This window comes from Pseudomonas syringae pv. cilantro (assembly GCF_001293775.1).
GTDB lineage: Bacteria > Pseudomonadota > Gammaproteobacteria > Pseudomonadales > Pseudomonadaceae > Aquipseudomonas > Aquipseudomonas syringae_P.
The window spans coordinates 253,066-274,318 of sequence record NZ_LGLN01000013.1 but is presented as its reverse complement, the minus strand read 5'-3'; the positions used below and the strand labels follow the sequence as shown (position 1 = coordinate 274,318).

At 60.3% G+C, this 21,253-nt stretch carries 16 protein-coding genes and 1 pseudogene; 11 read left to right on the top strand and 6 right to left on the bottom strand.

The genetic code is table 11. The features are described from left to right. Positions 1 to 600 precede the first annotated feature (600 nt). The 7 genes from cpdA (at position 601) to ABJ99_RS02575 (ending at position 8,719) form a co-directional block, all read left to right on the top strand. Positions 601 to 1,377 (top strand): 3',5'-cyclic-AMP phosphodiesterase, encoded by a 777-nt coding sequence (gene cpdA, locus ABJ99_RS02605; protein WP_054084683.1) that lies wholly within the window; start codon positions 601 to 603, stop codon positions 1,375 to 1,377. Positions 1,378 to 1,465: 88 nt separating this feature from the next. Further along, positions 1,466 to 2,083 (top strand): YqiA/YcfP family alpha/beta fold hydrolase, encoded by a 618-nt coding sequence (locus ABJ99_RS02600; RefSeq protein ID WP_054084488.1) that lies wholly within the window; start codon positions 1,466 to 1,468, stop codon positions 2,081 to 2,083. Between the two features lie 76 nt (positions 2,084 to 2,159). Continuing rightward, entirely contained in the window at positions 2,160 to 4,064 is a 1,905-nt protein-coding gene (parE, locus tag ABJ99_RS02595; protein WP_054084487.1) for a DNA topoisomerase IV subunit B, read from the top strand. Beyond that, the gene (locus ABJ99_RS02590; RefSeq protein ID WP_054084486.1) at positions 4,064 to 5,056 is read left to right on the top strand and encodes an esterase-like activity of phytase family protein; all 993 of its coding nucleotides are present in this window, start codon (positions 4,064 to 4,066) and stop codon (positions 5,054 to 5,056) included. Before parE ends, ABJ99_RS02590 begins: the two co-directional genes overlap by 1 nt. Before the next feature lie 38 nt (positions 5,057 to 5,094). Then, the gene (locus ABJ99_RS02585) at positions 5,095 to 5,574 is read left to right on the top strand and encodes a retropepsin-like aspartic protease family protein (RefSeq protein ID WP_162491546.1); all 480 of its coding nucleotides are present in this window, start codon (positions 5,095 to 5,097) and stop codon (positions 5,572 to 5,574) included. Between the two features lie 10 nt (positions 5,575 to 5,584). Further along, complete coding sequence (gene parC / locus ABJ99_RS02580) at positions 5,585 to 7,840, top strand: DNA topoisomerase IV subunit A (protein WP_054084484.1); 2,256 nt, start codon at positions 5,585 to 5,587, stop codon at positions 7,838 to 7,840. A 183-nt stretch (positions 7,841 to 8,023) separates the two neighbouring features. After that, positions 8,024 to 8,719 carry a PqiC family protein gene (locus ABJ99_RS02575; protein ID WP_054084483.1) on the top strand — a complete coding sequence of 232 codons (696 nt, stop codon included), beginning with the start codon at positions 8,024 to 8,026 and terminating at the stop codon, positions 8,717 to 8,719. Between the two features lie 235 nt (positions 8,720 to 8,954). Here the strand turns inward: ABJ99_RS02575 and ABJ99_RS02570 are convergent, their stop codons facing one another. Then, positions 8,955 to 10,505, bottom strand: a complete 1,551-nt coding sequence (locus ABJ99_RS02570; RefSeq protein WP_054084482.1) for a HAMP domain-containing protein — start codon at positions 10,503 to 10,505, stop codon at positions 8,955 to 8,957. Positions 10,506 to 10,635: 130 nt separating this feature from the next. On the opposite strand from ABJ99_RS02570, the gene serB reads away from it, so the two are divergent. Further along, the gene (serB, locus tag ABJ99_RS02565) at positions 10,636 to 11,859 is read left to right on the top strand and encodes a phosphoserine phosphatase SerB (protein WP_054084481.1); all 1,224 of its coding nucleotides are present in this window, start codon (positions 10,636 to 10,638) and stop codon (positions 11,857 to 11,859) included. Between the two features lie 50 nt (positions 11,860 to 11,909). On the opposite strand, the gene ABJ99_RS02560 is transcribed toward serB, so the two are convergent. From ABJ99_RS02560 to ABJ99_RS02550, 4 genes and pseudogenes are all read right to left on the bottom strand, one after another. Further along, positions 11,910 to 13,694, bottom strand: a complete 1,785-nt coding sequence (locus ABJ99_RS02560; RefSeq protein ID WP_054084682.1) for a hypothetical protein — start codon at positions 13,692 to 13,694, stop codon at positions 11,910 to 11,912. Between the two features lie 247 nt (positions 13,695 to 13,941). Next, the gene (gene asd, locus ABJ99_RS28940; protein ID WP_054084681.1) at positions 13,942 to 14,805 is read right to left on the bottom strand and encodes an archaetidylserine decarboxylase; all 864 of its coding nucleotides are present in this window, start codon (positions 14,803 to 14,805) and stop codon (positions 13,942 to 13,944) included. A 147-nt stretch (positions 14,806 to 14,952) separates the two neighbouring features. Beyond that, positions 14,953 to 15,762: pseudogene (locus ABJ99_RS28935) on the bottom strand (rhodanese-like domain-containing protein); the annotation flags it as partial. A 45-nt stretch (positions 15,763 to 15,807) separates the two neighbouring features. After that, positions 15,808 to 17,343: an HDOD domain-containing protein gene (locus tag ABJ99_RS02550; protein ID WP_054084480.1), complete on the bottom strand. Its 1,536-nt coding sequence runs from the start codon at positions 17,341 to 17,343 to the stop codon at positions 15,808 to 15,810. A gap of 207 nt (positions 17,344 to 17,550) precedes the next feature. Here ABJ99_RS02550 and motA point away from each other — a divergent pair, with 207 nt between their 5' ends. Together motA and motB are read left to right on the top strand one after the other, a co-directional pair. Continuing rightward, a complete protein-coding gene (gene motA, locus ABJ99_RS02545) occupies positions 17,551 to 18,402 on the top strand; it encodes a flagellar motor stator protein MotA (RefSeq protein WP_054084479.1) in 852 nt (283 codons plus the stop codon). 3 nt (positions 18,403 to 18,405) lie between these two features. After that, complete coding sequence (gene motB, locus ABJ99_RS02540) at positions 18,406 to 19,431, top strand: flagellar motor protein MotB (RefSeq protein WP_054084478.1); 1,026 nt, start codon at positions 18,406 to 18,408, stop codon at positions 19,429 to 19,431. Positions 19,432 to 19,499: 68 nt separating this feature from the next. On the opposite strand, the gene rsgA is transcribed toward motB, so the two are convergent. Beyond that, entirely contained in the window at positions 19,500 to 20,531 is a 1,032-nt protein-coding gene (gene rsgA / locus ABJ99_RS02535) for a small ribosomal subunit biogenesis GTPase RsgA (RefSeq protein ID WP_054084477.1), read from the bottom strand. 108 nt (positions 20,532 to 20,639) lie between these two features. On the opposite strand from rsgA, the gene orn reads away from it, so the two are divergent. Continuing rightward, positions 20,640 to 21,176 (top strand): oligoribonuclease, encoded by a 537-nt coding sequence (gene orn, locus ABJ99_RS02530; protein ID WP_054084476.1) that lies wholly within the window; start codon positions 20,640 to 20,642, stop codon positions 21,174 to 21,176. Positions 21,177 to 21,253 lie beyond the last annotated feature (77 nt).

Here is a 21,253-nt window from a genome sequence, read left to right as displayed (position 1 = left end):
GGAACGTTGCCGAGCGCACTTCCCTGGTTGAATTTCCCCTTCGTGGCGTATTGCTTCAACTCTCACGCCGTGCCTTGGGCAGATGCTTTCAGGCTCACCTGCTACAAGGCGCGACTTGAGAGAATCTTGAATCCAGCACAACCCCATCTGCCGCCAAGCGAGTTTCTGGTGGTTGCAATCTTTCTGTCGAGCAGTTCTACGGCAACAACACTTCCTGGTCTTCCATAGAGGCGGCATGTGGCACAACTCACAGCGTTGCCCTGTCCAATTCAAAAGCCTGTCATATCCGGCAGCGTGTTGTTGGGCTGATTCGTGAGTGTGAAGAAATCGGTCTGTCAGTCTTGAAATCTATGCTTTTAAGCCGCTGCACGAACACCGACACCCCAACTTACGCCTTGGACCTGCACCTGTGACCTGACAGTTTTGACAGGTCGTGAGCGTTTTGCCCCGGCAAGAGGGTGGCGATTTGCTTGTGACGATGTCGCCGTGAATGAGTTTTCGTATCGAGATTTGCCGACATCATCGCTTCCCACCATAATCGCCAGACTCTGCCAAAGGAGGAGAAGGCCTTTGCCTAACGCCCCTGTTGAAAACTCGGTTTTGCTGGTCCAGCTATCCGACAGCCACCTGTTTGCCGAGGCGGATGGGGCGTTGCTGGGTATGATCACCCGCGACAGTCTGGAAAAAGTCGTTGATCGGGTGTTGGCCGAGCAGCCGCAGATTGATCTGGTCGTGGCCAGCGGGGATATTTCCCAGGATGGCAGCGTCGAGTCTTATGAGGCGTTTCGGCAGATAAGCGCGCAGATCGCTGCGCCAGCGCGCTGGTTTGCCGGTAATCATGATGAATTGCCGCAGATGGAGCATGTCGCGCAGGGTGAGGGGCTGCTTGATCCGGTTGTGGACGTCGGCCAGTGGCGGGTGACGTTGCTCGACTCGGCAGTTCCCGGTTCGGTGCCGGGTTTTCTGGCGGATGAGCAGTTGCAGTTGCTGGAGCGGTCGTTGAGTGAAGCGCCTGACCGGCATCATCTGGTTTGCCTGCATCATCATCCGGTGGCTATTGGCTGCGAATGGATGGCGCCCATTGGTCTGCGCAATGCCGATGCGTTGTTTGCGGTGCTGGACCGATTCCCGCAGGTCAAGGCTGTGCTTTGGGGGCATGTGCATCAGGAGTTCGACCAGGTGCGTAACGGCGTGCGCCTGTTGGCGTCGCCGTCGACCTGCATTCAGTTTGCGCCGGGCAGTGTGGATTTCAAGGTAGACACCTCGGCACCGGGCTATCGCTGGTTGCGGTTGCACGACGATGGGCGGCTGGAAACCGGGGTGTCCAGGGTGGAGGGCATGCTGTATGAAGTCGATGAGAGCGGCGCTGGCTATTAAATGAGCAGTTCGACACGTTTCCGGTGAGGTGTTGTAGCGTGAGTCCCTGTAAACTACACGGCTTTGCACCGCACTCGGGAGCGACAGCGTGATCAGCGACACACCTGCATTGCTGTATATCCATGGCCTGAACAGTTCGGCCCAGTCAGTAAAGGCCCGTCAACTGATCGCGCTGATGACCTCTTTAGGGCTGGCCGATCGGTTACAGGTCCCTGAACTGCATCACCATCCGCGTCAGGCCATGCTGCAACTCGAGTCGGCCATTGCCGAACTGGGGCGGCCATTACTGGTCGGCAGCTCCCTCGGCGGCTACTATGCGACTCACTTGGCACAGCGCCACGGTCTCAAAGCGGTACTGATCAATCCGGCGGTCAACCCGCATCAGCTGTTCGACGGGTTTCTCGGCATGCAGCAGAATCTGCACACCGGCGAGCAGTGGCAACTGACCGAAGATCACATTCAGGCGCTGGCCGAGCTGGAAGTTCCGGCTCCGCAAGACCCGCAGCAGTTTCAGGTGTGGTTGCAGACCGGTGACGAGACGCTCGATTACCGGCGCGCCGAGCAGTTTTACCGGGCCTGTTCCTTGCGTATTCAGGCGGGCGGCGATCACAGCTTTCAGGGTTTTGCCGAGCGCATGCCGGCACTGCTGACGTTTGCCGGATTTGCCCCTGATATGCTGCAAAAGATCGACGTGTCAGCGCTGTAGGTGATCGATGCCCGGTCACATGAATGCAAGAACATTGAATCCCTGAAATTTCATGAAAGATTGATAACGAGAACCCATGGCCACTCCCAGCGCTAGCTCTTATAACGCAGACGCCATCGAAGTCCTCTCGGGCCTTGATCCGGTTCGCAAACGTCCGGGCATGTACACCGACACTTCGCGGCCCAATCACCTGGCGCAGGAAGTCATCGACAACAGCGTCGACGAAGCCCTGGCCGGTCATGCACGCTCGGTTCAGGTCATTCTGCACGCCGACAACTCGCTGGAAGTGTCCGACGACGGTCGCGGCATGCCGGTGGACATTCACCCGGAAGAGGGCGTGTCCGGCGTCGAGCTGATCCTCACCAAGCTGCACGCGGGCGGCAAGTTTTCCAACAAGAACTACCAGTTCTCCGGCGGCCTGCACGGCGTGGGCATTTCCGTGGTCAACGCGCTGTCCACCCAGGTCCGGGTGCGGGTCAAGCGTGATGGCAACGAATACGAGATGACCTTCGCCGACGGCTACAAGGCCACCGAGCTGGCTGTCATTGGCACAGTCGGCAAGCGCAATACCGGCACCAGCGTCTATTTCGCGCCCGATCCTAAATATTTCGATACCCCCAAGTTTTCCGTCAGCCGCCTCAAGCACGTGCTCAAGGCCAAGGCGGTTCTGTGCCCGGGCCTGCTGGTCAGTTTTGAAGACAAGGCCACTGGCGAGAAAGTCGAGTGGCATTACGAGGACGGCCTGCGTTCTTACTTGCAGGATTCTGTCAGCGAGTTTCTGCGCCTGCCGGACGAGCCGTTCTGCGGCAGTTTTGCCGGCAATAAAGAAGCGGTCGATTGGGCGCTGCTCTGGCTGCCGGAAGGTGGCGACAGTGTTCAGGAAAGCTACGTCAACCTGATCCCGACCGCGCAGGGCGGCACCCACGTCAATGGCTTGCGCCAAGGCTTGCTGGACGCGATGCGCGAGTTCTGCGAGTTCCGCAACCTCCTGCCGCGCGGCGTGAAGCTCGCGCCGGAAGACGTCTGGGAGCGCATCGCTTTCGTGCTGTCGATGAAGATGCAGGAACCGCAGTTTTCCGGCCAGACCAAAGAGCGCCTGTCGTCCCGCGAAGCTGCCGCGTTCGTTTCGGGTGTGGTCAAGGATGCCTTCAGCCTGTGGCTAAACACGCACTCCGAACTGGGCCTGCAACTGGCTGACCTGGCGATCAACAACGCCGGCCGTCGCCTCAAGGCCAGTAAAAAGGTTGAACGCAAACGTATCACCCAAGGGCCGGCCTTGCCGGGCAAGCTGGCCGATTGTGCCGGGCAGGACCCGGCGCGCTCCGAGCTTTTTCTGGTCGAGGGTGATTCCGCAGGTGGCTCCGCCAAGCAGGCGCGGGACAAGGAATTTCAGGCCATCCTGCCGTTGCGCGGGAAGATTCTTAATACCTGGGAAGTGGACGGCGGCGAAGTGCTCGCCAGCCAGGAAGTGCACAACATCGCCGTGGCCATCGGTGTCGATCCGGGCGCAGCCGATATCAGCCAGTTGCGCTACGGCAAGATCTGCATCCTCGCCGACGCCGACTCCGACGGTCTGCACATCGCCACGCTGCTGTGCGCGCTGTTCGTCCAGCATTTCCGGCCGCTGGTCGATGCTGGCCATGTGTATGTCGCCATGCCGCCGCTGTACAGGATCGACCTTGGCAAGGAAATCTACTACGCGCTGGACGAAAGCGAGCGCGACGGGATTCTGGACCGTCTGGTGGCCGAGAAGAAGCGCGGCAAACCACAGGTCACCCGATTCAAGGGGCTGGGTGAAATGAACCCGCCACAGCTGCGCGAAACCACCATGGACCCGAATACCCGGCGTCTGGTGCAGCTCACGCTGGATGATTACGCCGCGACTTCGGAAATGATGGACATGCTGCTGGCCAAGAAGCGCGCCGGTGACCGCAAGTCCTGGCTTGAATCGAAAGGCAACCTCGCTGAGGTTCTGACTTGATGCAAGCCTGGCTCGCGGCGCTGGTCTGCGCTGCTCTGGCTTCCTCTATCGTCGCGCCGGTTTTCGCCGCGCCGCTTGAGGCCCTGAAGTTGCAATCCGAGCATCCGGTAGATGGCATGGTGGGCGGTAATCTGTCCGGCCTGGCCATGTGCAATGGTCAGTTGTGGACGGTTTCCGACCGCGACGACAACCTGCTTTACAGTCTTGATGTGTCGGAAAACACCTGGAAGGCCGAGCCGCGTCGTATCGATGCGCCGACACCTCAGAGCTACTTGCCGTTGAACCTGCGCTCGATGGCTGGCCTGTCGGCGCTGGTGCGCGGCGGAAATCTGGATTTCGAAGGGGTCAGTTGTGACGCTGCCGGGAATCGCTACCTGATCAGCGAAGCTTATGGCACGGTGCTCAAGGTTCCGGTCAATGGCGCGCCGTCTTGGCTGCCGCTGCCCAAAGCACTGATCGAGCAGGCTCGTGCGCAAGGCATGTTGCAGCACTTCAACGCGATCTTCGAAGGCATCGCCATGAATGCCGCAGGCGACCGCATCTGGCTGGCCGCCGAACGCGAGAAGCGTGGTTTGCTGGTGGTCAGGCGCGGTCAGGAGCAATGGACCTGCGGGAAAAGCTGTGTGCTCCTGTCCGAGTCCGGTCTGGACAATCTGCCGCCGGAGCAGGGCAGCAAGAAGGTTTCCACGGATTTTTCCGATCTGTCGCTGTACAACGGCAAGCTGTTCACGCTGGAACGCGCGGTGTACCGCATTTGTCGGCGAGACGTTGCGAGCGGGCAGATCGAGCGTTGCTGGTCGTTCGCCAAAGAGGCGATGGTGCCGTCGCGCCGTTACGATCAGCCTTATGGTCTGACCGAGGCTCTGGTGGTGGACGAGAGCGGTGCCTGGATCGGCATCGACAATAACTTTGGTGCCCGCGCCGACGGAGAAAAGCGCCCGATTGTCTGGCGTTTCGCTGCGCCAGAGGGCGGCTGGAGCGCTGCTCAGTGAGTAACGTGCAGCCCGGCAGACGCGCTGGCAAGGTGTTGATGATTGTTGCCTGGGCGGCGGGTCTGTTTCTGGCCACCCGCTTTTTCGGCGATTGGGAAGACAAGCAGCAAAACCCCAATACGGTGGTGAGCTCGCAACACGGTGACGGTTATATAGAAGTGCAACTGGCTGGCAATCGTCAGGGGCATTTTGTGAGTACCGGCCAGATCAACGGCCGGACGGTGGAATTGATGATCGACACCGGGGCGACCGACGTCGCCATTCCCGGTGACATGGCCGATAGCCTGGGTCTGAAGCGCGGCTTGCCGGTCACGGTCAGCACCGCCAATGGCAACAGCCAGGGCTTTCGTACCACGCTGGACCGCCTGCAACTGGGCGATATCGTTCTGAGCAACGTGCGTGCACTGGTAGCGCCTGGCCTGGAAGGCGAGCAAGTGCTGCTGGGCATGAGCGCAATGAAACAACTCGAATTCACACAGCGCGGCGGCAACTTGCTGCTGCGCCAGTCAACGAAATGATGAGGCCCGCATGAGCGACTCCCTTGACCTCAGCCTGGATGGCGTAGAACGCCGATCACTGGCGGACTTCACCGAACAGGCCTACCTCAACTACTCCATGTACGTCATCATGGATCGTGCCCTGCCGCACATCGGCGACGGCCTCAAGCCGGTACAGCGCCGCATCATCTACGCGATGAGCGAGCTGGGCCTGGGCGCCGATGCCAAACACAAGAAGTCGGCGCGTACCGTCGGCGACGTGCTCGGCAAGTTCCATCCGCACGGCGACTCGGCCTGTTATGAAGCCATGGTGCTGATGGCTCAGCCGTTCAGCTATCGCTACACGCTGGTGGACGGGCAGGGCAACTGGGGTGCGCCGGATGATCCCAAGTCGTTCGCGGCCATGCGTTACACCGAGGCGCGGCTGTCGCGCTATTCCGAAGTGCTGCTCAGCGAACTGGGCCAGGGCACTGCGGACTGGGTGCCGAACTTCGACGGTACCCTCGATGAGCCGGCGGTGTTGCCGGCGCGTTTGCCGAACATCCTGCTCAATGGCACTACCGGCATTGCAGTCGGCATGGCCACTGACGTCCCGCCCCACAACCTGCGCGAAGTCGCCAGTGCCTGCGTTCATCTGCTGGATGACCCCAAGGCCACGATTCCAGAGCTGTGCGAGCACATACTCGGGCCGGATTATCCGACCGAAGCGGAGATCATCACCCCGCGCGCCGACCTGCTGAAAATCTATGAGACCGGTCGTGGCTCGGTGCGCATGCGGGCGGTTTATCGCATCGAGGATGGCGACATTATCGTCACCTCGTTGCCGCATCAGGTCTCCGGGGCCAAAGTGCTGGAGCAGATCGCCGCGCAGATGCAGGCCAAGAAGCTGCCGATGGTCGCTGACCTGCGCGACGAGTCGGACCACGAAAACCCCTGCCGCATCGTGATCATCCCGCGCTCCAACCGGGTTGAGCTGGACGAACTGATGCAACATTTGTTCGCCACCACGGAGCTTGAATCCAGCTACCGGGTGAACATCAACATCATCGGTCTGGACGGAAAACCGCAACTCAAGAACCTCAAGACCCTGCTCGGCGAGTGGCTGACGTTCCGCATCGGTACTGTGCGGCGTCGTCTGAAATTTCGTCTGGACAAGGTCGAACACCGCCTGCATCTGTTGGACGGTTTGCTCACCGCGTACCTGAACCTGGATGAAGTGATCCACATCATCCGGACCGCCGAGCATCCCAAGGCAGAGCTGATTGCCCGCTTTGGCCTGACCGAAATCCAGGCCGACTACATCCTCGACACCCGGCTGCGCCAGTTGGCGCGTCTGGAAGAAATGAAGCTGCGCAGCGAGCAGGATGCGTTGCGCAAGGAACAGGCAAAACTGCTGGCCCTGCTGGGCAGCGAGGCCAAGCTGCGCAAGCTGGTTCGCGCCGAGCTGATCGCTGATGCTGAAACCTACGGCGATGACCGCCGCTCGCCAATCGTTGCTCGCGCCGAAGCCAGGGCGCTGTCTGAGAACGAACTGATGCCGACCGAGCCGGTCACCGTGGTGCTCTCGGAAAAAGGCTGGGTGCGCTGCGCCAAGGGTCATGACATCGATGCCACCGGGCTTTCCTACAAAGCGGGGGATGGCTTCAAGACCTCGTCGATTGGCCGCTCCAACCAGTTTGCGGTGTTTATCGACTCCACCGGGCGCAGTTACTCGGTACCTGCGCACACCCTGCCGTCTGCACGCGGGCAGGGCGAACCGTTGACCGGCAAACTGCAACCGCCACCGGGCGCGACGTTCGAGTGCGTCCTGATGCCGGAAGATGACGCGCTGTACGTGATCGCGTCCGACGCAGGTTATGGTTTCGTGGTCAAGGGCGAAGACCTGCAAGCCAAGAACAAGGCGGGCAAGGCGCTACTGAGCCTGCCTGCCGGGGCCAAGGTCATTCTGCCGCGACCTGTGCCGGATCGTGAACAGAACTGGCTGGCCGCGGTGACCACCGAAGGTCGCCTGCTGGTGTTCAAGATCAGCGACCTGCCGCAACTGGGCAAAGGCAAGGGCAACAAGATCATCGGTATTCCGGGCGAGCGGGTGGCCAGTCGCGAGGAATATGTAACCGACCTGGCGGTGATCGCGCAGGGCGCTACGCTGGTGCTTCAGGCCGGTAAACGAACCCTTTCGCTCAAACCTGAAGATCTCGAACATTACAAGGGTGAGCGTGGTCGACGGGGTAACAAGCTGCCAAGGGGCTTCCAGCGCGTCGACGGGTTATTGGTGGAAAATAGCTGAAAACACTGATCTGGCACCAGTGTTCTTCGTTTTGCCATGAAGTACGATGCATAATCGCTGGAGTCAGAAAGCATATTCACGGATGATATGAGGTCTTGGGGTGCATGCGTGGCTCAGTGCCTTCATGGGTCTTGAAAGTACTTATACCGTGGCCAGTCTCTGGACGGCCACTTGGATGGGATGATGAATTTCTTACGACTTCCCTTGATCTTGCTGATGACCGGCGTTCTGGGTCTGGCTGGTTGCAGTTCGCGCCAGCCGACCGCGCTGTATCAGCTCGATAGCGGTGAGCCTGGTCAGCCGAAACAGAGTAGTGGTCTGGCAGTATTGCTGGGTCCTGTTTCGGTGGCCGACTATCTGCAACGCGAAACCCTTCTGCAACGCCAGCCTGACGGCACCTTGACCGTATCGCCCGACGGGCGCTGGGCGGGCAATCTGTCTTCGGACATCGACCAGTTGCTGCTGCGGCAACTGGCCTGGAAGCTGGACAGCCAGCGAGTCGTGATGGCCCCTGCGGTTGCCAGTTTCACGCCGGACGTACAGGTCGTATTGTCGATCACCCGTCTGGACTCCGGCGCCAAACAGCCAGCCGTTCTGGATGCGCAATGGCGCCTTCTGGACCGCAAGGGCCACGTTAGGGACAGCCGACTGGTGCACCTCGAACAGGTTCACTCTGGCAGCTCGGCCGATCAGGTCAAGGCGCAAGGCATGCTCCTGCAACGTCTGGTCGATCAGGTCAGCACGGCCATCAAACCGATTGCCTGGCAGCCACTGGACGAACCAAAGAAAGCCCCTGTCGCCAAGGCCAAAGAGCCCGACAAGCCAAGAATGCCACTGGCATCCCCTATCCGCACCGATCTTGAAGTGTTCCGCTTCTAGAATGAATCGGACAAACAAAGAAGCCCGCAGCGATGCGGGCTTTTTGTTGGTGCGCTGATAGCTCTCGTTTCAGCCCGGACACCTATCGTTCTTCACGCTCCAGCGTAGGAATGCCGTTCGTGACGCTCCGCGTCACAGATCTGCGTCGCGCCGCACATTCAAGATCGGACGCGGAGCGTCCAGAACGGCGTGCCATGCGGAGCATGGGCACGATAGTTTCAGTGATAGGTGATGGTCAGACTTTGTTGGTTTCGTGCATGCGCGACAGTTGGCGTTCGAGCATTGATGGGTAGGGCTCCATCAGGCGTTCTACGCAGCAAGCACCTTCCGGGCTGGCGATGGGGCGGATGCGGGCGCGTTGGCGGATCAGCGGGTCATCGTTGATGCGCCGTTCGACCAGAAGCAGATTACGACTGTGCTGCGACAGTGCCAATGCATCCTGTGCGGTCTCGGTCAGCAGCAGGTCGATCTGGCTCAGATCGCTCAGGTTTTCACCCAGCGTCAGGCCCAGTTGCAGTTGCAAGGTGATGCCACTGTCCGCGACTTCAATCTGCAAGGCATGACTCAGTGCCCGCAACAGTTCGCCGCAGCAGATCGCGTTGGTCAGGTAGTCTTCGCCGCTTTCGTGGCTGTGGAACAACATCAGGGTGCTGCCGTCATTCAGGGTGTGCAGCTCACCTTCGTACAGAGAGGCCGCTTGATCGAGGCAGTCGCGATAGCGTTGCAGCAGTTCGGTCAGGCGGGCACGCGGCAGGCGGCGCAATTGATCCTGCGCGCCAAGCTGGACAGCCAGCACTGCGCTGTCGTGCGGTTCGCTCTGAACGGCAGGGGCGGCAGCGGGACGGACGGCGGGCGCATTGCTTGACGTATCACGCAGGTCCGCGAACGGATCTTCCTCGTCTTCTTCATCTTCTTCGGCAACGATGCGGCGCTGTACGGGCGGCGCAGGCAGGCGCGGTTTCGGCTCGCTGGCTGCGGGCGTGCGGGCTGAAACCGTTGGTGCAGGCTTGTCTTCCGGCTCCAGATACGGCTCGTCATCCTCGTCGCTGTCGTACTCGGCGTCAGGCTCGGGCAACGGTTCAGGTTCGGGCTCAGGTGGCGCGAACGACGTGCGCAACTGCCGGGCAATGTCGCCGATCTCGTCCTGGCGGTCAGTGGCCGGGGTGTAAGGGTCGATGTTGCGCAGCCAGATGCGCATCTGCATCAGAGGCGTGGAGATATGACGGCCCAGACGCAGGCTCAGGGCCAGTGCGAGGGCCAGCAGGATACCGGCCAGAATGCCCATGCTTTGCAGGCTGATGGTCATCGGCTGCTGGAACTGCGACATGTCGAGGCTGATGCGCAGATGACCTGCCATCGTGTCCTGGAAGGTTATCTTGATTTCATAAAGCCCCTGCGCCTCACCCAGAATCCCGTTTTTCGGGCGCTGGCCGGCTTCCGCAAGAATGCGGTTGTCGACGCTGTAGATCGCGGCATGTGCGACCAGCGGGTTTTTGACCAGATTGCCCAGCAGCACGTTGAGACTGAGGATGTCGTTGGACACCAACAGCTCGGTGGCCGAGGTGGCGGTCTGGGTCGTCAGGGCCTGCCCCAGCGCATCCGCCTGTTCATGCATGGCCTGCTTGAACTGCAGACCCATGACACCGGCGTAGATCACCAGCGCCAAAGCGACCAGGATCACGTTATGGCTGGCAATGCGCAAAGCAATCGGTATCCGGCGATGACGCAGGGCACGAAAGATGAGCAGGAAGAAATTATCGGTTTTAACGGGCGTGGGCCGGTTCACAGAGCACGGCTCTTTCGGTGAAGTTGTCGCGCAGTATAACGAGCGACCCAGTAGCGGCAAAGCGCTGCCTGTGCCCGATGGTCACTGAATGTGGTTAGAATGCGGTTTTTTTCCACTGCGGGGGTGCGCCTTGCGCGAAATCGTCCTGATTAACATCACTGGTGTCGACCGTCCCGGTCTCACCGCAGCCATCACCGGCGTCCTCGCCCAGGGTGGCGTGAACATTCTCGATATTGGTCAGGCGGTGATCCACGACACCCTGTCGTTCGGCATCCTGGTTGAAATTCCGGATACCGTCGAAGGCTCGTCCGTGCTCAAGGACATCCTGTTCACCGCCTACAAGCTGGACCAGCAGGTGCGCTTCACGGCGGTGTCTGAAGAGGATTATCAGCAGTGGGTCGACGGCCAGGGCAAGGCGCGACACATTGTGACGCTGCTGACCCGCAAGGTCACTGCCGAGCAATTGCAGTGCGTCAGTGCCATTACCGCGAAATACGGGCTGAACATCGATCAGATCGATCGTCTGTCAGGGCGCATGCCGCTCGACACCCCCGCCGACAAGGGCAAGGGCTGCATCGAGTTCACGGTGCGTGGTGAGCCTGCCGATCCGAAGGCCATGCAGGCCGAGTTTCTTGCCGTGGCGCAGGAGCTGAACGTCGATATCGCCTTCCAGCAGGACTCACTGTTCCGCCGCAATCGACGCCTGGCGGTGTTCGACATGGATTCGACCCTGATCGAAGCCGAGGTGATCGACGAACTGGCCAAGGCCGCAGGCGTTGGCGAGCAGGTTTCCGAGATCACCGAGCGGGCGATGCGCGGCGAGCTGGATTTCAGCGAAAGTTTCAAGGAGCGTCTGGCGCTGCTCAAGGGGCTGGATGTCAGCGTGCTGGACGAAATCGGCGCTTCGCTGCGCCTGACCGAGGGCGCTGAAACGCTGTTCGCCGAACTCAAGCGCCTGGGCTACAAGACCGCGATTCTGTCAGGTGGCTTCACGTATTTTGCCAAACAGCTGCAAGCGAAGCTGGGCATCGACTACGTATTCGCCAACGAGCTGGAAGTGGTCGATGGCAAGGTCACCGGCGTGGCCGTCGAGCCGATCGTCAATGCCCAGCGCAAGGCAGATTTGCTGCGTGAACTGGCGCATAAGGAAGGCCTGAGCCTTGAACAGACCATCGCGGTCGGTGACGGGGCCAATGATCTGCCGATGCTGGCGATTGCCGGGCTGGGCGTGGCGTTCCGGGCCAAGCCGCTGGTCAGGCAGTCTGCCAAACAGGCGATTTCGACGCTGGGGCTGGACGGCGTGCTGTACCTGCTGGGGTTTCGTGATCGTGAGGCGCAGCGTTCGGAGCGCTGATCACAAGCTGATCACGAGTCGCGTCGTAATTCGTTAACGGGGTGCGACGCCTACAGCGTGCCCCACAGCGAGTCGAATTCCTGCCCCGGCTTGGGCTTCTCGCTTTCCGCGACCCTCGGGGCATCGTACATCTGATATTCGAACTGGTTGTAACTTGCGCTGCTGATGCGCCGGTTGCTCAGTGAGGCGCGTCGTTCCTCGCCATGCACGTTGATCATTACCTTGCTGCCTTCCTGAAACGGCAGGCGCGGGGCGAGTACGGTCGGCGGTTTGTCCATGGCGCGTACTTCCGGCAGCATCAAGGTGCGCAGGTACTGGCTGTTCTGCTGCTCACGAATCAGTTGCATGCCACACGGCTGGGCAAAAGGCGCGATCAGCTCGATGCCCATTTGCGTACCGCCGCTGCGCACCTGGCGCACCCAGCGCACGATGGCGACGCTCCAGCCTTGCCCGGCATCGTCCTGAATCCCGACCAGTTCGCCCGCCTGCAACTGTTGTGGCACCTCTTTCTGCCACGCCAGGCAATAACCGCCCGGGCTGTGATTGACGATGTTCAGGTCAAAGGTCGGGAAGGTGTGTTGACCGTTGGAGAGCGAGTCGCTATCGCCGTCGATCTTCGGGTATTCGATCTCTTCATACGGCAACAGCACGGATGATGTGTTGCCGCGCTGCGTATCGAAAGCCGAAGACCAAGGGTCATCGTCGGCGTCGTTGACCATTTTGAGTGAGAAGTTCGCAACGTTGGTCGCGCTGTTCAATTGCAGCAGTTCGCTGAACGATTTCTGACCCGCGACGTAGTAGTGCAGGGCACTCATGCCAATGCACAGCTTCAGCGTGCCCTGCCCGGCGGTGCGCTGAAAAGCACGTTCGGCGACATCGCCCCAGGCCGCTGCCAGATGCTGCAACAGATCGGTATTGATGCCAGTCGGTATCAGCAGTCGGGCAGGCGAGCGTTGATCGTCCGGCAGGGCCAGGTACTGATGGATAGCGTCCGCCAGCGCGGAGGTATCGATGCCGAGCAATCTGGGAATCTGCTCGTCAGTGAACAGCGTGCCATACAGCGGCGGTTTGTCGGCGGTGGTGTCCAGCGCAAACAGGCTGCTTTCCTCGGCAGGGAATTGCAACTTGACCAACGGGCTCCAGGCTTCCAGCGCATCGGCCAGTTTGCCGATATTCAGCTGGCGCATCTGATTGCAGCGCGAGCAGCCCATCAGCAGGGCAATCACGTAAGTCTGTTCGACGCTCAGCGCTTTGGTGTGGTGAGCCATGGGCTCGTCGATCATAGCGTGGTGCAGGCCGTAATGACGGGCGATCTGATAGATCTGATGAATCTCGAGCCAGAGACCTTCTTGCACCGGACAATAGAGCTGGTTGGCGCGAATCAGCGGTCCGTTGAGGCCATGCATAGCGCGTTGCAACGCGGTGCTGAACAAACCGCTCTGATCTTTGCTGTAACGCGCCGCGATCTGCTGGATGATCTGTTTGTAGCCCGTCGCCAAGTGGTTTTGCAGGGCCTGACAAAGGTTGGCAACCTTGCGCGGCCGCTCGTCGAGCACAATGGCCTGGTTGAGAAAGTGACGTTCGAGGTGCTTGCAGACGAAGTAGACCTCGGGGCGCAGCAGTTCAAGCAGTTGCAGGCGGTTATCACTGGGGGTAACCAGCTGGTTCAGCTCGGCCAGGCCTTGATACAGCTGACGCGCCATTTCCCCGAGGTTTGCTTTGGGCAGCCTGGAGATCCAGCGTTTCAGGTCGCGCGGAGTGGCTTCACAGAATGTCAGGCTCGACTGCGTTGGCGTGGGAGCACGCAACAGCAGAGGGAGGCTAAAATTGCTCATGTGAAAGATGGACTCCAACGACGCACTGGAAACGGGCGGCGGCATTGAGTGGATGACTGCAACGTCGCGCGACTGTCCAGTGTACGCCACGAATGTGCGAAGTGTCCTACAGCGCCGAGTGAGTGACTCTACCAGTATCGGTGAAGTCGCGCAGCAAGTGTGGCTTTAGGCCAGTTCTGCTCCTATTTGATGCCACGGGGGCGCGACCGTTCAGGTCGCGCCCCCGTGTTTCAGCCCTCGTCAGCCATCAGGCTTGTTTCGGAACTGCCAGTGCCTGCCCCATTTGCACGCTGGAGCCGGCTTTCAACTGCTCGACCCATTTAACCTGGTCTGGCCCGAACAGCACGATGGCCGTGGAACCCAGCTTGAAGCGGCCCATTTCTGCGCCTTTCTCCAGATGAATCGGCGCACGTGCCGCTTCGTCGTAGCGGAAAGTCTTCAGTTCACGCTTGGGTGGCGTTACCAGTCCGGCCCAGACCGTCTCGACCGACGCCACGATCATCGCGCCGACCAGCACCACGGCCATTGGCCCGCGCTCGGTGTCGAACAGGCAAACCACTCGTTCGTTACGGGCAAACAATTCCGGTACGTTTTCAGCGGTGGTCTGGTTGACCGAAAAGATGCGACCCGGCACGTAGACCATTTCACGCAGTGTACCGGCCAGCGGCATGTGTACGCGGTGATAGTCCTTCGGCGACAGGTAAACGGTCGCGAACTCGCCACCCATGAATGGCGCAGAAAGCTTCGGATCGCCGCCCAGCAGTTCGAGCACGCTGAAGCTGTGACCTTTGGCCTGGAAGATACGGCCATGATCGATCGGGCCCAGCTGGCTGATGGCACCGTCGGCAGGCGACAGGATCGCGCCGGGCGTGATGTCGAGCGGGCGTGCATCAGGTTTCAGGGCGCGGGTGAAAAACGCGTTGAAGTGCTCGTAAGACGTCAGGTCTTCGACCAGCGCCTGCGACATGTCCACCTGATAGCGGCGGGCGAACCATTCAGTAAAGGCATTCTTGAACCAGCGCACACGGCATTCGGCGACGCAGCCAGCGAGTCGGGACAGCAAATGGTGCGGCAACAGGTACTGGCTGAGAATAAACAGACGGTCTTTCATTGATGGCCTTGAAGAGGAATGTCCTGAAAATGATTTCTGCGACGTCCGGCCCGGTTCGGTGGTGCGAACCGGTTCGACCGCTTCGACTGACGGGGCTGGCTGGGCGGGCTCTGCAGGCTCGACGGCCAGTGCAGACGCTGCCGGGTTTTCCACCGGGGTGTCCGGAAGATTGCCCCATTCGCCCCACGAACCGGCGTACGCCTTGACCCGTGGATAGCCCAACGCTTTCGCCACCAGATAGGTAAAGCCCGAGCGGTGGTGGGTCTGGCAATGGGTGATCACTTCCTTTTCGGGGGTGATGCCCAGGTCGCGCAGAATCTGCGGCATGTCCTGACGAATGCGCAGGTTGCGCGCCTTGTCCATGCCCTCGGTCCATTCGAAGTTGACGGCGCCGGGAATATGCCCGCCTTTGGCCGCCACCACTTTTTCGCCCGAGTACTCGGTCGGGCCGCGCGCGTCCCAGATCGCCAGGTCGGCTGCGCCCAGACGGCTTTGCAGGTATTCATGGGTGGCGGTCGGTTCTTCGTGCAGCGTCAACGCTACCGGGCCGCCTGCAACCGGCGGAGCGTCGGTGCTCAGCGGCAGCGATTCTGCTTCCCAGGCCAGCAAGCCACCGTCCAGATAGTGGTAGCGGGTGTGGCCAATGACATCCAGCAGCCAGATGAAACGCCCGGCCCAGCCGCCGCCTTCATCGTCGTAAACAACGTAGACCGCATCGGGATTGTGGCCCAGCTCGCCGAACAGTTGCTCAAGGCCAGCATGATCCGGCAGCAGGCCGGGCGCCGGTGGTTTGCCCAGTTGCGTGCGTTTCGGGTCGACAAAGCGGGCGCCGCGAATGTGCCCGGCTTCGTAGCGAGCGCTGCTGGTCAGATCCACGAGGATCAGTTCAGGAGCATCAAGGCGCTGAAGCAGATCGTTGGGTTCGATGACCAGCGACAAGCCAGTGAATTCGGACATTTGCAGCCTCCGGTGGAAAGAAAGAGGCGAATTGTACGCCAGGCCTCACGCTTTGCGATGACTAAAGATGCCAAGTGCCCGTTCAATGCATTGCGCGGTTTTTCCGAACGCCTGAACGGAAATTTCCGACAAGACACCGCCGCCCTGGTCAGCGACCACCAGCAGCATGACCTTGCCGTTGTTGCTCAGCGAGCGGATCAGCCAGTGCTGGCCGCTGAACAGTGTCTTGAGCGGCGCGGGCAGCAAGGCGACAAACTGTGCGTTGTTGGCGGGCGTCATGCGCAGCTGGGTCGGCTGGGTCAGCAGGCGTTGCAGCACCGTGCTTTCCTTGACGAACAGCTGCAACGTGGCGGCGTCCAGAGGCAGGCCGGCCAGCTGATTGACCCGCAACACCGATGAGGTCTTGTCCAGCATCAACAGCAGGACCCGTTCCATGCCGCACGCCATGAACGCATCGCGAGCGGAGGTGGTGAGGTGCATGGCGTTGATGAACGGGCTTGGCTCCTGCAACAGTTCGGCGCACTGCTTGCGCCACAATTGCAGGGCGTCGGCCGATGGCGGTGGTGCGGCCTCATTATCGCGTCGGACGCGGCGCGCATCCCACGGCCAGATCAGCGATTCGGCCGGGTGCCACAAATCGCTTTCTGCGTGAGCGCGTGCACTGCTGGCGGCGTTCTGGTGCGCCTGTTGCTGCACGTCATCGAGCGGCTGTTGCAGATAAAGGCTGATAAGACGTTCCCAGCGCAGACAGTGCGGACTGTTCCAGGCCTGTTGAGCCGCCAGCGCAAGGCCGTTGCCCAGCAGCACGGTATTGGCAGGCTGATTCAGCCAGCGGCGCAGATTGGGGTCAGCGTCCATCAGCTGTTGCTGTTCGAGCGGGCTGCGGTCTTCGCGTGCGATGCGCAGCGCCTTGGCCAGCTCGCGTCGCTCATTGATCAGCAGCCTGTAGCCACGGGTGACCCAGACCGGCAGGCGCCAGAATTCGGCAAGCTCCAGGCACAAATCCAGCAGGTTGACGCCAAACAGCTCTTTTTCCACCGCGTCGCTGGAGTGCCCCTTGTGGATAACGCGCAACTCCAGCTCTTCCAGCAATTTTGGATAAGCCAGTGCCATTGGCCAGAGCGGCGCGAGAAACAGCAGGCTGCCCAGGTGAATGTCTTGCCAGAGCCGCGCCAGACGGCTGGCAAACAGCCCGTTGGCCTGTTGCGTGGCGTGCTGGCTGACCAGAATCAGCTGGCGATAGGCCGCAGGAATCTCTTCGGGTGGCTTGGCTGGCAGACGGCCCAGCAAGGTTTCGGTGCGCGCCAGCCCCAGGCGATTGATCGCGATCTCGAGGCTTTCGGCCTGTTCGGTCATCCCGTGGGTGTGATGATTGGCTTCGCGCATCACACTTAGCACCAGTGCAGGGCTTTCCTGCATCATTTCGGCGATTTCACGCAACGAACGGCGGCTGTCGTTGAGTGCTGAACGAACGTGTGCATGATTGGCGGCAGGAACCGGCAACGCGATACCGTCAAGTTGTTTGACCCAGGCATCAAGCGTCGTTGGAACAAGGTGATGTGCAGCGCGTGGTGTTGGCATTGGGTGGCCTGTTCGACTGATTTATCTGGGCGGGAGGACTGCCAGTGTGCAGGGCGGCCCGGCCATTTTCACCCTTCGATTGACAGAGCAAAACGGTTTTTCACAAGAACCGGCTATAGTCTGGCCCAGTTAGGCCGATAAGGAGAAGAAGAGATTCAAGAACTTCCGGACTGTCCCTGAACCCGACTCAGCAAAGTATTTTTTCTTATGGCTAAAATTATCGGCATCATTGTCGTTTTCGCGAGTGTCCTCGGCGGATATGTGCTGTCCCATGGCAAGCTCATGGCGCTGTTCCAGCCCTACGAAGTCTTGATCATTGGCGGTGCTGCACTGGGCGCGTTCCTCCAGGCCAACCCTGGCTACATGACGATGCACGTGATCAAAAAGTCGCTGAAGATGTTTAGCAGCCGCTTTACGCACGCCTATTACCTCGAAGTGCTGGGGCTGGTGTACGAGATCCTCAACAAGAGCCGCCGTGAAGGCATGATGGCGATTGAAGGGGATATCGAAGACGCAGCCTCAAGTCCGATTTTTGCCAAATATCCTGGCATCTTGAAAGATGAACGTATGACGGCGTACATCTGCGATTACCTGCGCATCATGTCGTCCGGCAACATGGCTCCCCATGAGCTGGAAGGCCTGTTCGATATGGAATTGCTTAGCATGAAGGAAGAGCTCGAACACCCTTCCCATGCTGTATCGAGTGTCTCTGACGGCCTGCCCGGTTTCGGCATCGTTGCGGCAGTACTGGGTATTGTGGTGACCATGGCTTCCCTGGGCTCGGGAGACAAGGCGGCTATCGGCATGCACGTAGGTGCGGCACTGGTGGGTACCTTTTTGGGCATCATTGCAGCCTATGGCTTCTTCGGCCCATTGGCCACCTGCCTTGCACACGATGCCAAGGAAGAAATGAACGTGTATGAAAGCATTAAGGCATCGCTGGTAGCGTCCGCCTCGGGCATGCCGCCTTCGCTGGCCGTCGAGTTCGGCCGCAAGGTTCTGTATCCGTTGCATCGCCCCAGCTTCAGTGAGCTGGAGCAAGCGGTTCGCGGCCGCTAAGTCATGGAAAATAATCAGCCGATTATCATCAAGCGCGTAAAGCGCTTCGGTGGCGGGCACCACGGCGGCGCTTGGAAAATCGCCTTCGCCGACTTTGCCACTGCGATGATGGCGTTCTTTCTTGTGCTGTGGTTGCTGTCGTCCGCCACGCCCGAGCAATTGCTCGCGGTGGCCGGTTACTTCAAGGACCCGGTCGGTTTTTCGGACAGCGGCTCGCCGTATGTGATCGATCTGGGCGGTTCGCCGGAGATGTCGCCGAATCAGACCCTGAACCCCGAGGTCAAGACCACGCCTTCGCCTGATACCGTGCCCCTCGAGGCAGAAACCTCGGAGACCAAGGCCGAAGCGGTCGAGCAGGAACGTCTCGAGATGCTGTTGCAGGAGCTGCAGAACAAGGTCGAGGAAAACCCGCAACTGCAGAAATTCAAAGACCAGATTCTGTTCGAGATCACTCAGGACGGCTTGCGTATCCAGATCATGGATGCCGAAAACCGGCCGATGTTCGACTCGGGCAGCGCGCGTCTCAAACCGTACTTCGAAGACATTCTGCTGGCGCTGGCTGACACCATCAAAAGCGTGCCGAACAAGATCAGTATCAGCGGCCACACCGATGCGACGCCTTTTGTGGGCAGTGGCGGGTTCGGCAATTGGGAGCTGTCGGCCAACCGCGCCAATGCCGCACGCCGCGCGCTGGTTGCCGGGACGTATCCGGATTCGCAGGTGGCCAGGGTGGTGGGTTATGCCTCGTCGGCGCTGTATGACCATGAGAGCCCGACCAATCCGGTCAACCGCCGTATCGACATCGTTGTGCTGACCAAAAAGGCTCAGCAACGCATCGAAGGTGATCAGAACTCCGGCGGCGCGCCTGCAACCAAGCCTGCTCCGGCAGCACCTGCGGCGCCCGCTGCTCCGGGTGCTTCGTCCACGACGCCGCCCGATCCGCAGGCCTATGCCCAGCCGCACGAGATCCGGCAAAAGCTGAACATCTTCGACGACGGCAAGTTGCGCGTCGAGCCTGCCCAGAACTAAGCCGCAACAGATACAAAAACGCCGCGATCATCGCGGCGTTTTTGTGTCTGGCTTTCAGTCTGCGGCGCTCAGTAGTTTTCCTGCGGCAGGCTGGCAATGATCGAGCGATAGCTGTTCATGCGCTGCTGTTGCACGCGACCGTCTTCCAGGCCCTTGAGCAAGGCGCAGCCCGGCTCGCGGTCATGCTTGCAGTCGCGGAAACGGCAGGTGCCGATCAAGTCGTTGAACTCGATGAAGCCGGCCTCTACATCGGCACGGCTGACATGGCCCAGACCGAACTCACGAATACCCGGTGAGTCGATCAGATCGCCGCCACGCGGGAAGTGGAACAGGCGCGCGGTGGTCGTGGTGTGCGTACCCTGGCCCGAGACTTCGGACAGCGGGCCGACACGGGTGTCGGTTTCCGGCAACAGGCTGTTGACCAGCGAGGATTTGCCGACACCGGACTGACCGACGAACACGCTGATGTGGCCGTCGAGCTGGCTTTGCAGCTTCTGCATGCCGTCGCCGTGATGCGCAGACACTTCCAGTACCGGATAACCCAGGGTGCGATAGACCGCCAGCAGCGCATTCAGCGCGGGGGCGTTCTGCTCGTCGATCAGGTCAGCTTTGTTGAGCAGCAGCAGTGGATGAATCCCGGCATGCTCGGCAGCGACCAGATAACGGTCGATGAGGTTGGCGTGCGGCTCGGGCATCGGTGCAAAGACAATCACGATCAGGTCGACGTTGGCCGCGACAGGCTTGAGCTGGCCGCGGGAGTCCGGGCGGCGCAGTTCGGTGGTACGCGGCAATTGCGCGACGATCACACCGATGCCCTGATTGCCTGCACGCCACACAACCCGGTCGCCAGTCACCAGCACGGGCAGGTTGGCACGCAGGTGGCAGCGAAATACCTTGCCGATGTCTTCGCCTTCCTGGGCCTCGACTTCGACCTGTACGCCGAAGTGCGCGATCACCAGGCCGGTTTGTTCGGGGCCGAGGTCGCCGCCTTCCAGTGTTTCGAGTGTTACGGACTCGCGTTTTGCCGCACGGGCAGCGCGCTCGCCCTGAATTTTTTCGATGCGCCAGTTCTGACGACGATTGAGTTGGCGTTTGGCCATGGGTGTTCCGATGTGATGTAACCGATGAATTAAGCAGTACGTTTGATCGGCAGGAGTCTACCACGGCAGGGTGAGCTAAACTGCGCGCCTACGCTGAGGAGTCGACACATGCAGAACAAGCAGAACCTGATCTGGATCGATCTGGAAATGACCGGTCTGGACCCTGATACCGATGTCATCATCGAAATGGCCACGATCATCACCGATAGTGAGCTGAACACGCTGGCCGAAGGGCCGGTGATCGCGGTGCACCAGAGCGACGAGACGCTGGCGAAAATGGACGAGTGGAACACTCGCCAGCATGGCGGCTCGGGCCTGACCCAGCGCGTGCGCGAAAGCACCATCAGCATGGCCGAAGCCGAGGCGCAGACCCTTGAGTTCATCAAACTGTGGGTGCCCGAGCGCAGTTCGCCGATCTGCGGCAACAGCATCTGCCAGGATCGTCGCTTTCTGTATCGCCACATGCCGACTCTGGAAAACTACTTTCACTATCGCAATCTGGATGTCTCGACCCTCAAGGAACTGGCGGCTCGCTGGTCTCCCGAGCTCAAGTTCAGGAAAGGCAGCACGCACCTGGCGCTGGATGACATTCGTGAGTCGATTGCCGAGCTGCGTTTTTATCGCGAGCATTTCATCAAGGTGTGATCGCTTGAGAGCAGAAGCTTGATGTGCGGTGAATAATCTTTTTTGCACTCTTTCAGTGCGCAGGTCTGCTGGTTAGA

Coding starts and splice junctions, on each gene's coding strand:
- motB (WP_054084478.1), top strand. CDS start 18,406: ATGGAAAATAATCAGCCGATTATCATCAAGCGCGTAAAGCGCTTCGGT.
- ABJ99_RS02550 (WP_054084480.1), bottom strand. CDS start 17,343: ATGCCAACACCACGCGCTGCACATCACCTTGTTCCAACGACGCTTGAT.
- asd (WP_054084681.1), bottom strand. CDS start 14,805: ATGAAAGACCGTCTGTTTATTCTCAGCCAGTACCTGTTGCCGCACCAT.
- ABJ99_RS02560 (WP_054084682.1), bottom strand. CDS start 13,694: ATGAGCAATTTTAGCCTCCCTCTGCTGTTGCGTGCTCCCACGCCAACG.
- parC (WP_054084484.1), top strand. CDS start 5,585: ATGAGCGACTCCCTTGACCTCAGCCTGGATGGCGTAGAACGCCGATCA.
- motA (WP_054084479.1), top strand. CDS start 17,551: ATGGCTAAAATTATCGGCATCATTGTCGTTTTCGCGAGTGTCCTCGGC.
- ABJ99_RS02585 (WP_162491546.1), top strand. CDS start 5,095: ATGATTGTTGCCTGGGCGGCGGGTCTGTTTCTGGCCACCCGCTTTTTC.
- rsgA (WP_054084477.1), bottom strand. CDS start 20,531: ATGGCCAAACGCCAACTCAATCGTCGTCAGAACTGGCGCATCGAAAAA.
- orn (WP_054084476.1), top strand. CDS start 20,640: ATGCAGAACAAGCAGAACCTGATCTGGATCGATCTGGAAATGACCGGT.
- parE (WP_054084487.1), top strand. CDS start 2,160: ATGGCCACTCCCAGCGCTAGCTCTTATAACGCAGACGCCATCGAAGTC.
- ABJ99_RS02575 (WP_054084483.1), top strand. CDS start 8,024: ATGAATTTCTTACGACTTCCCTTGATCTTGCTGATGACCGGCGTTCTG.
- ABJ99_RS02590 (WP_054084486.1), top strand. CDS start 4,064: ATGCAAGCCTGGCTCGCGGCGCTGGTCTGCGCTGCTCTGGCTTCCTCT.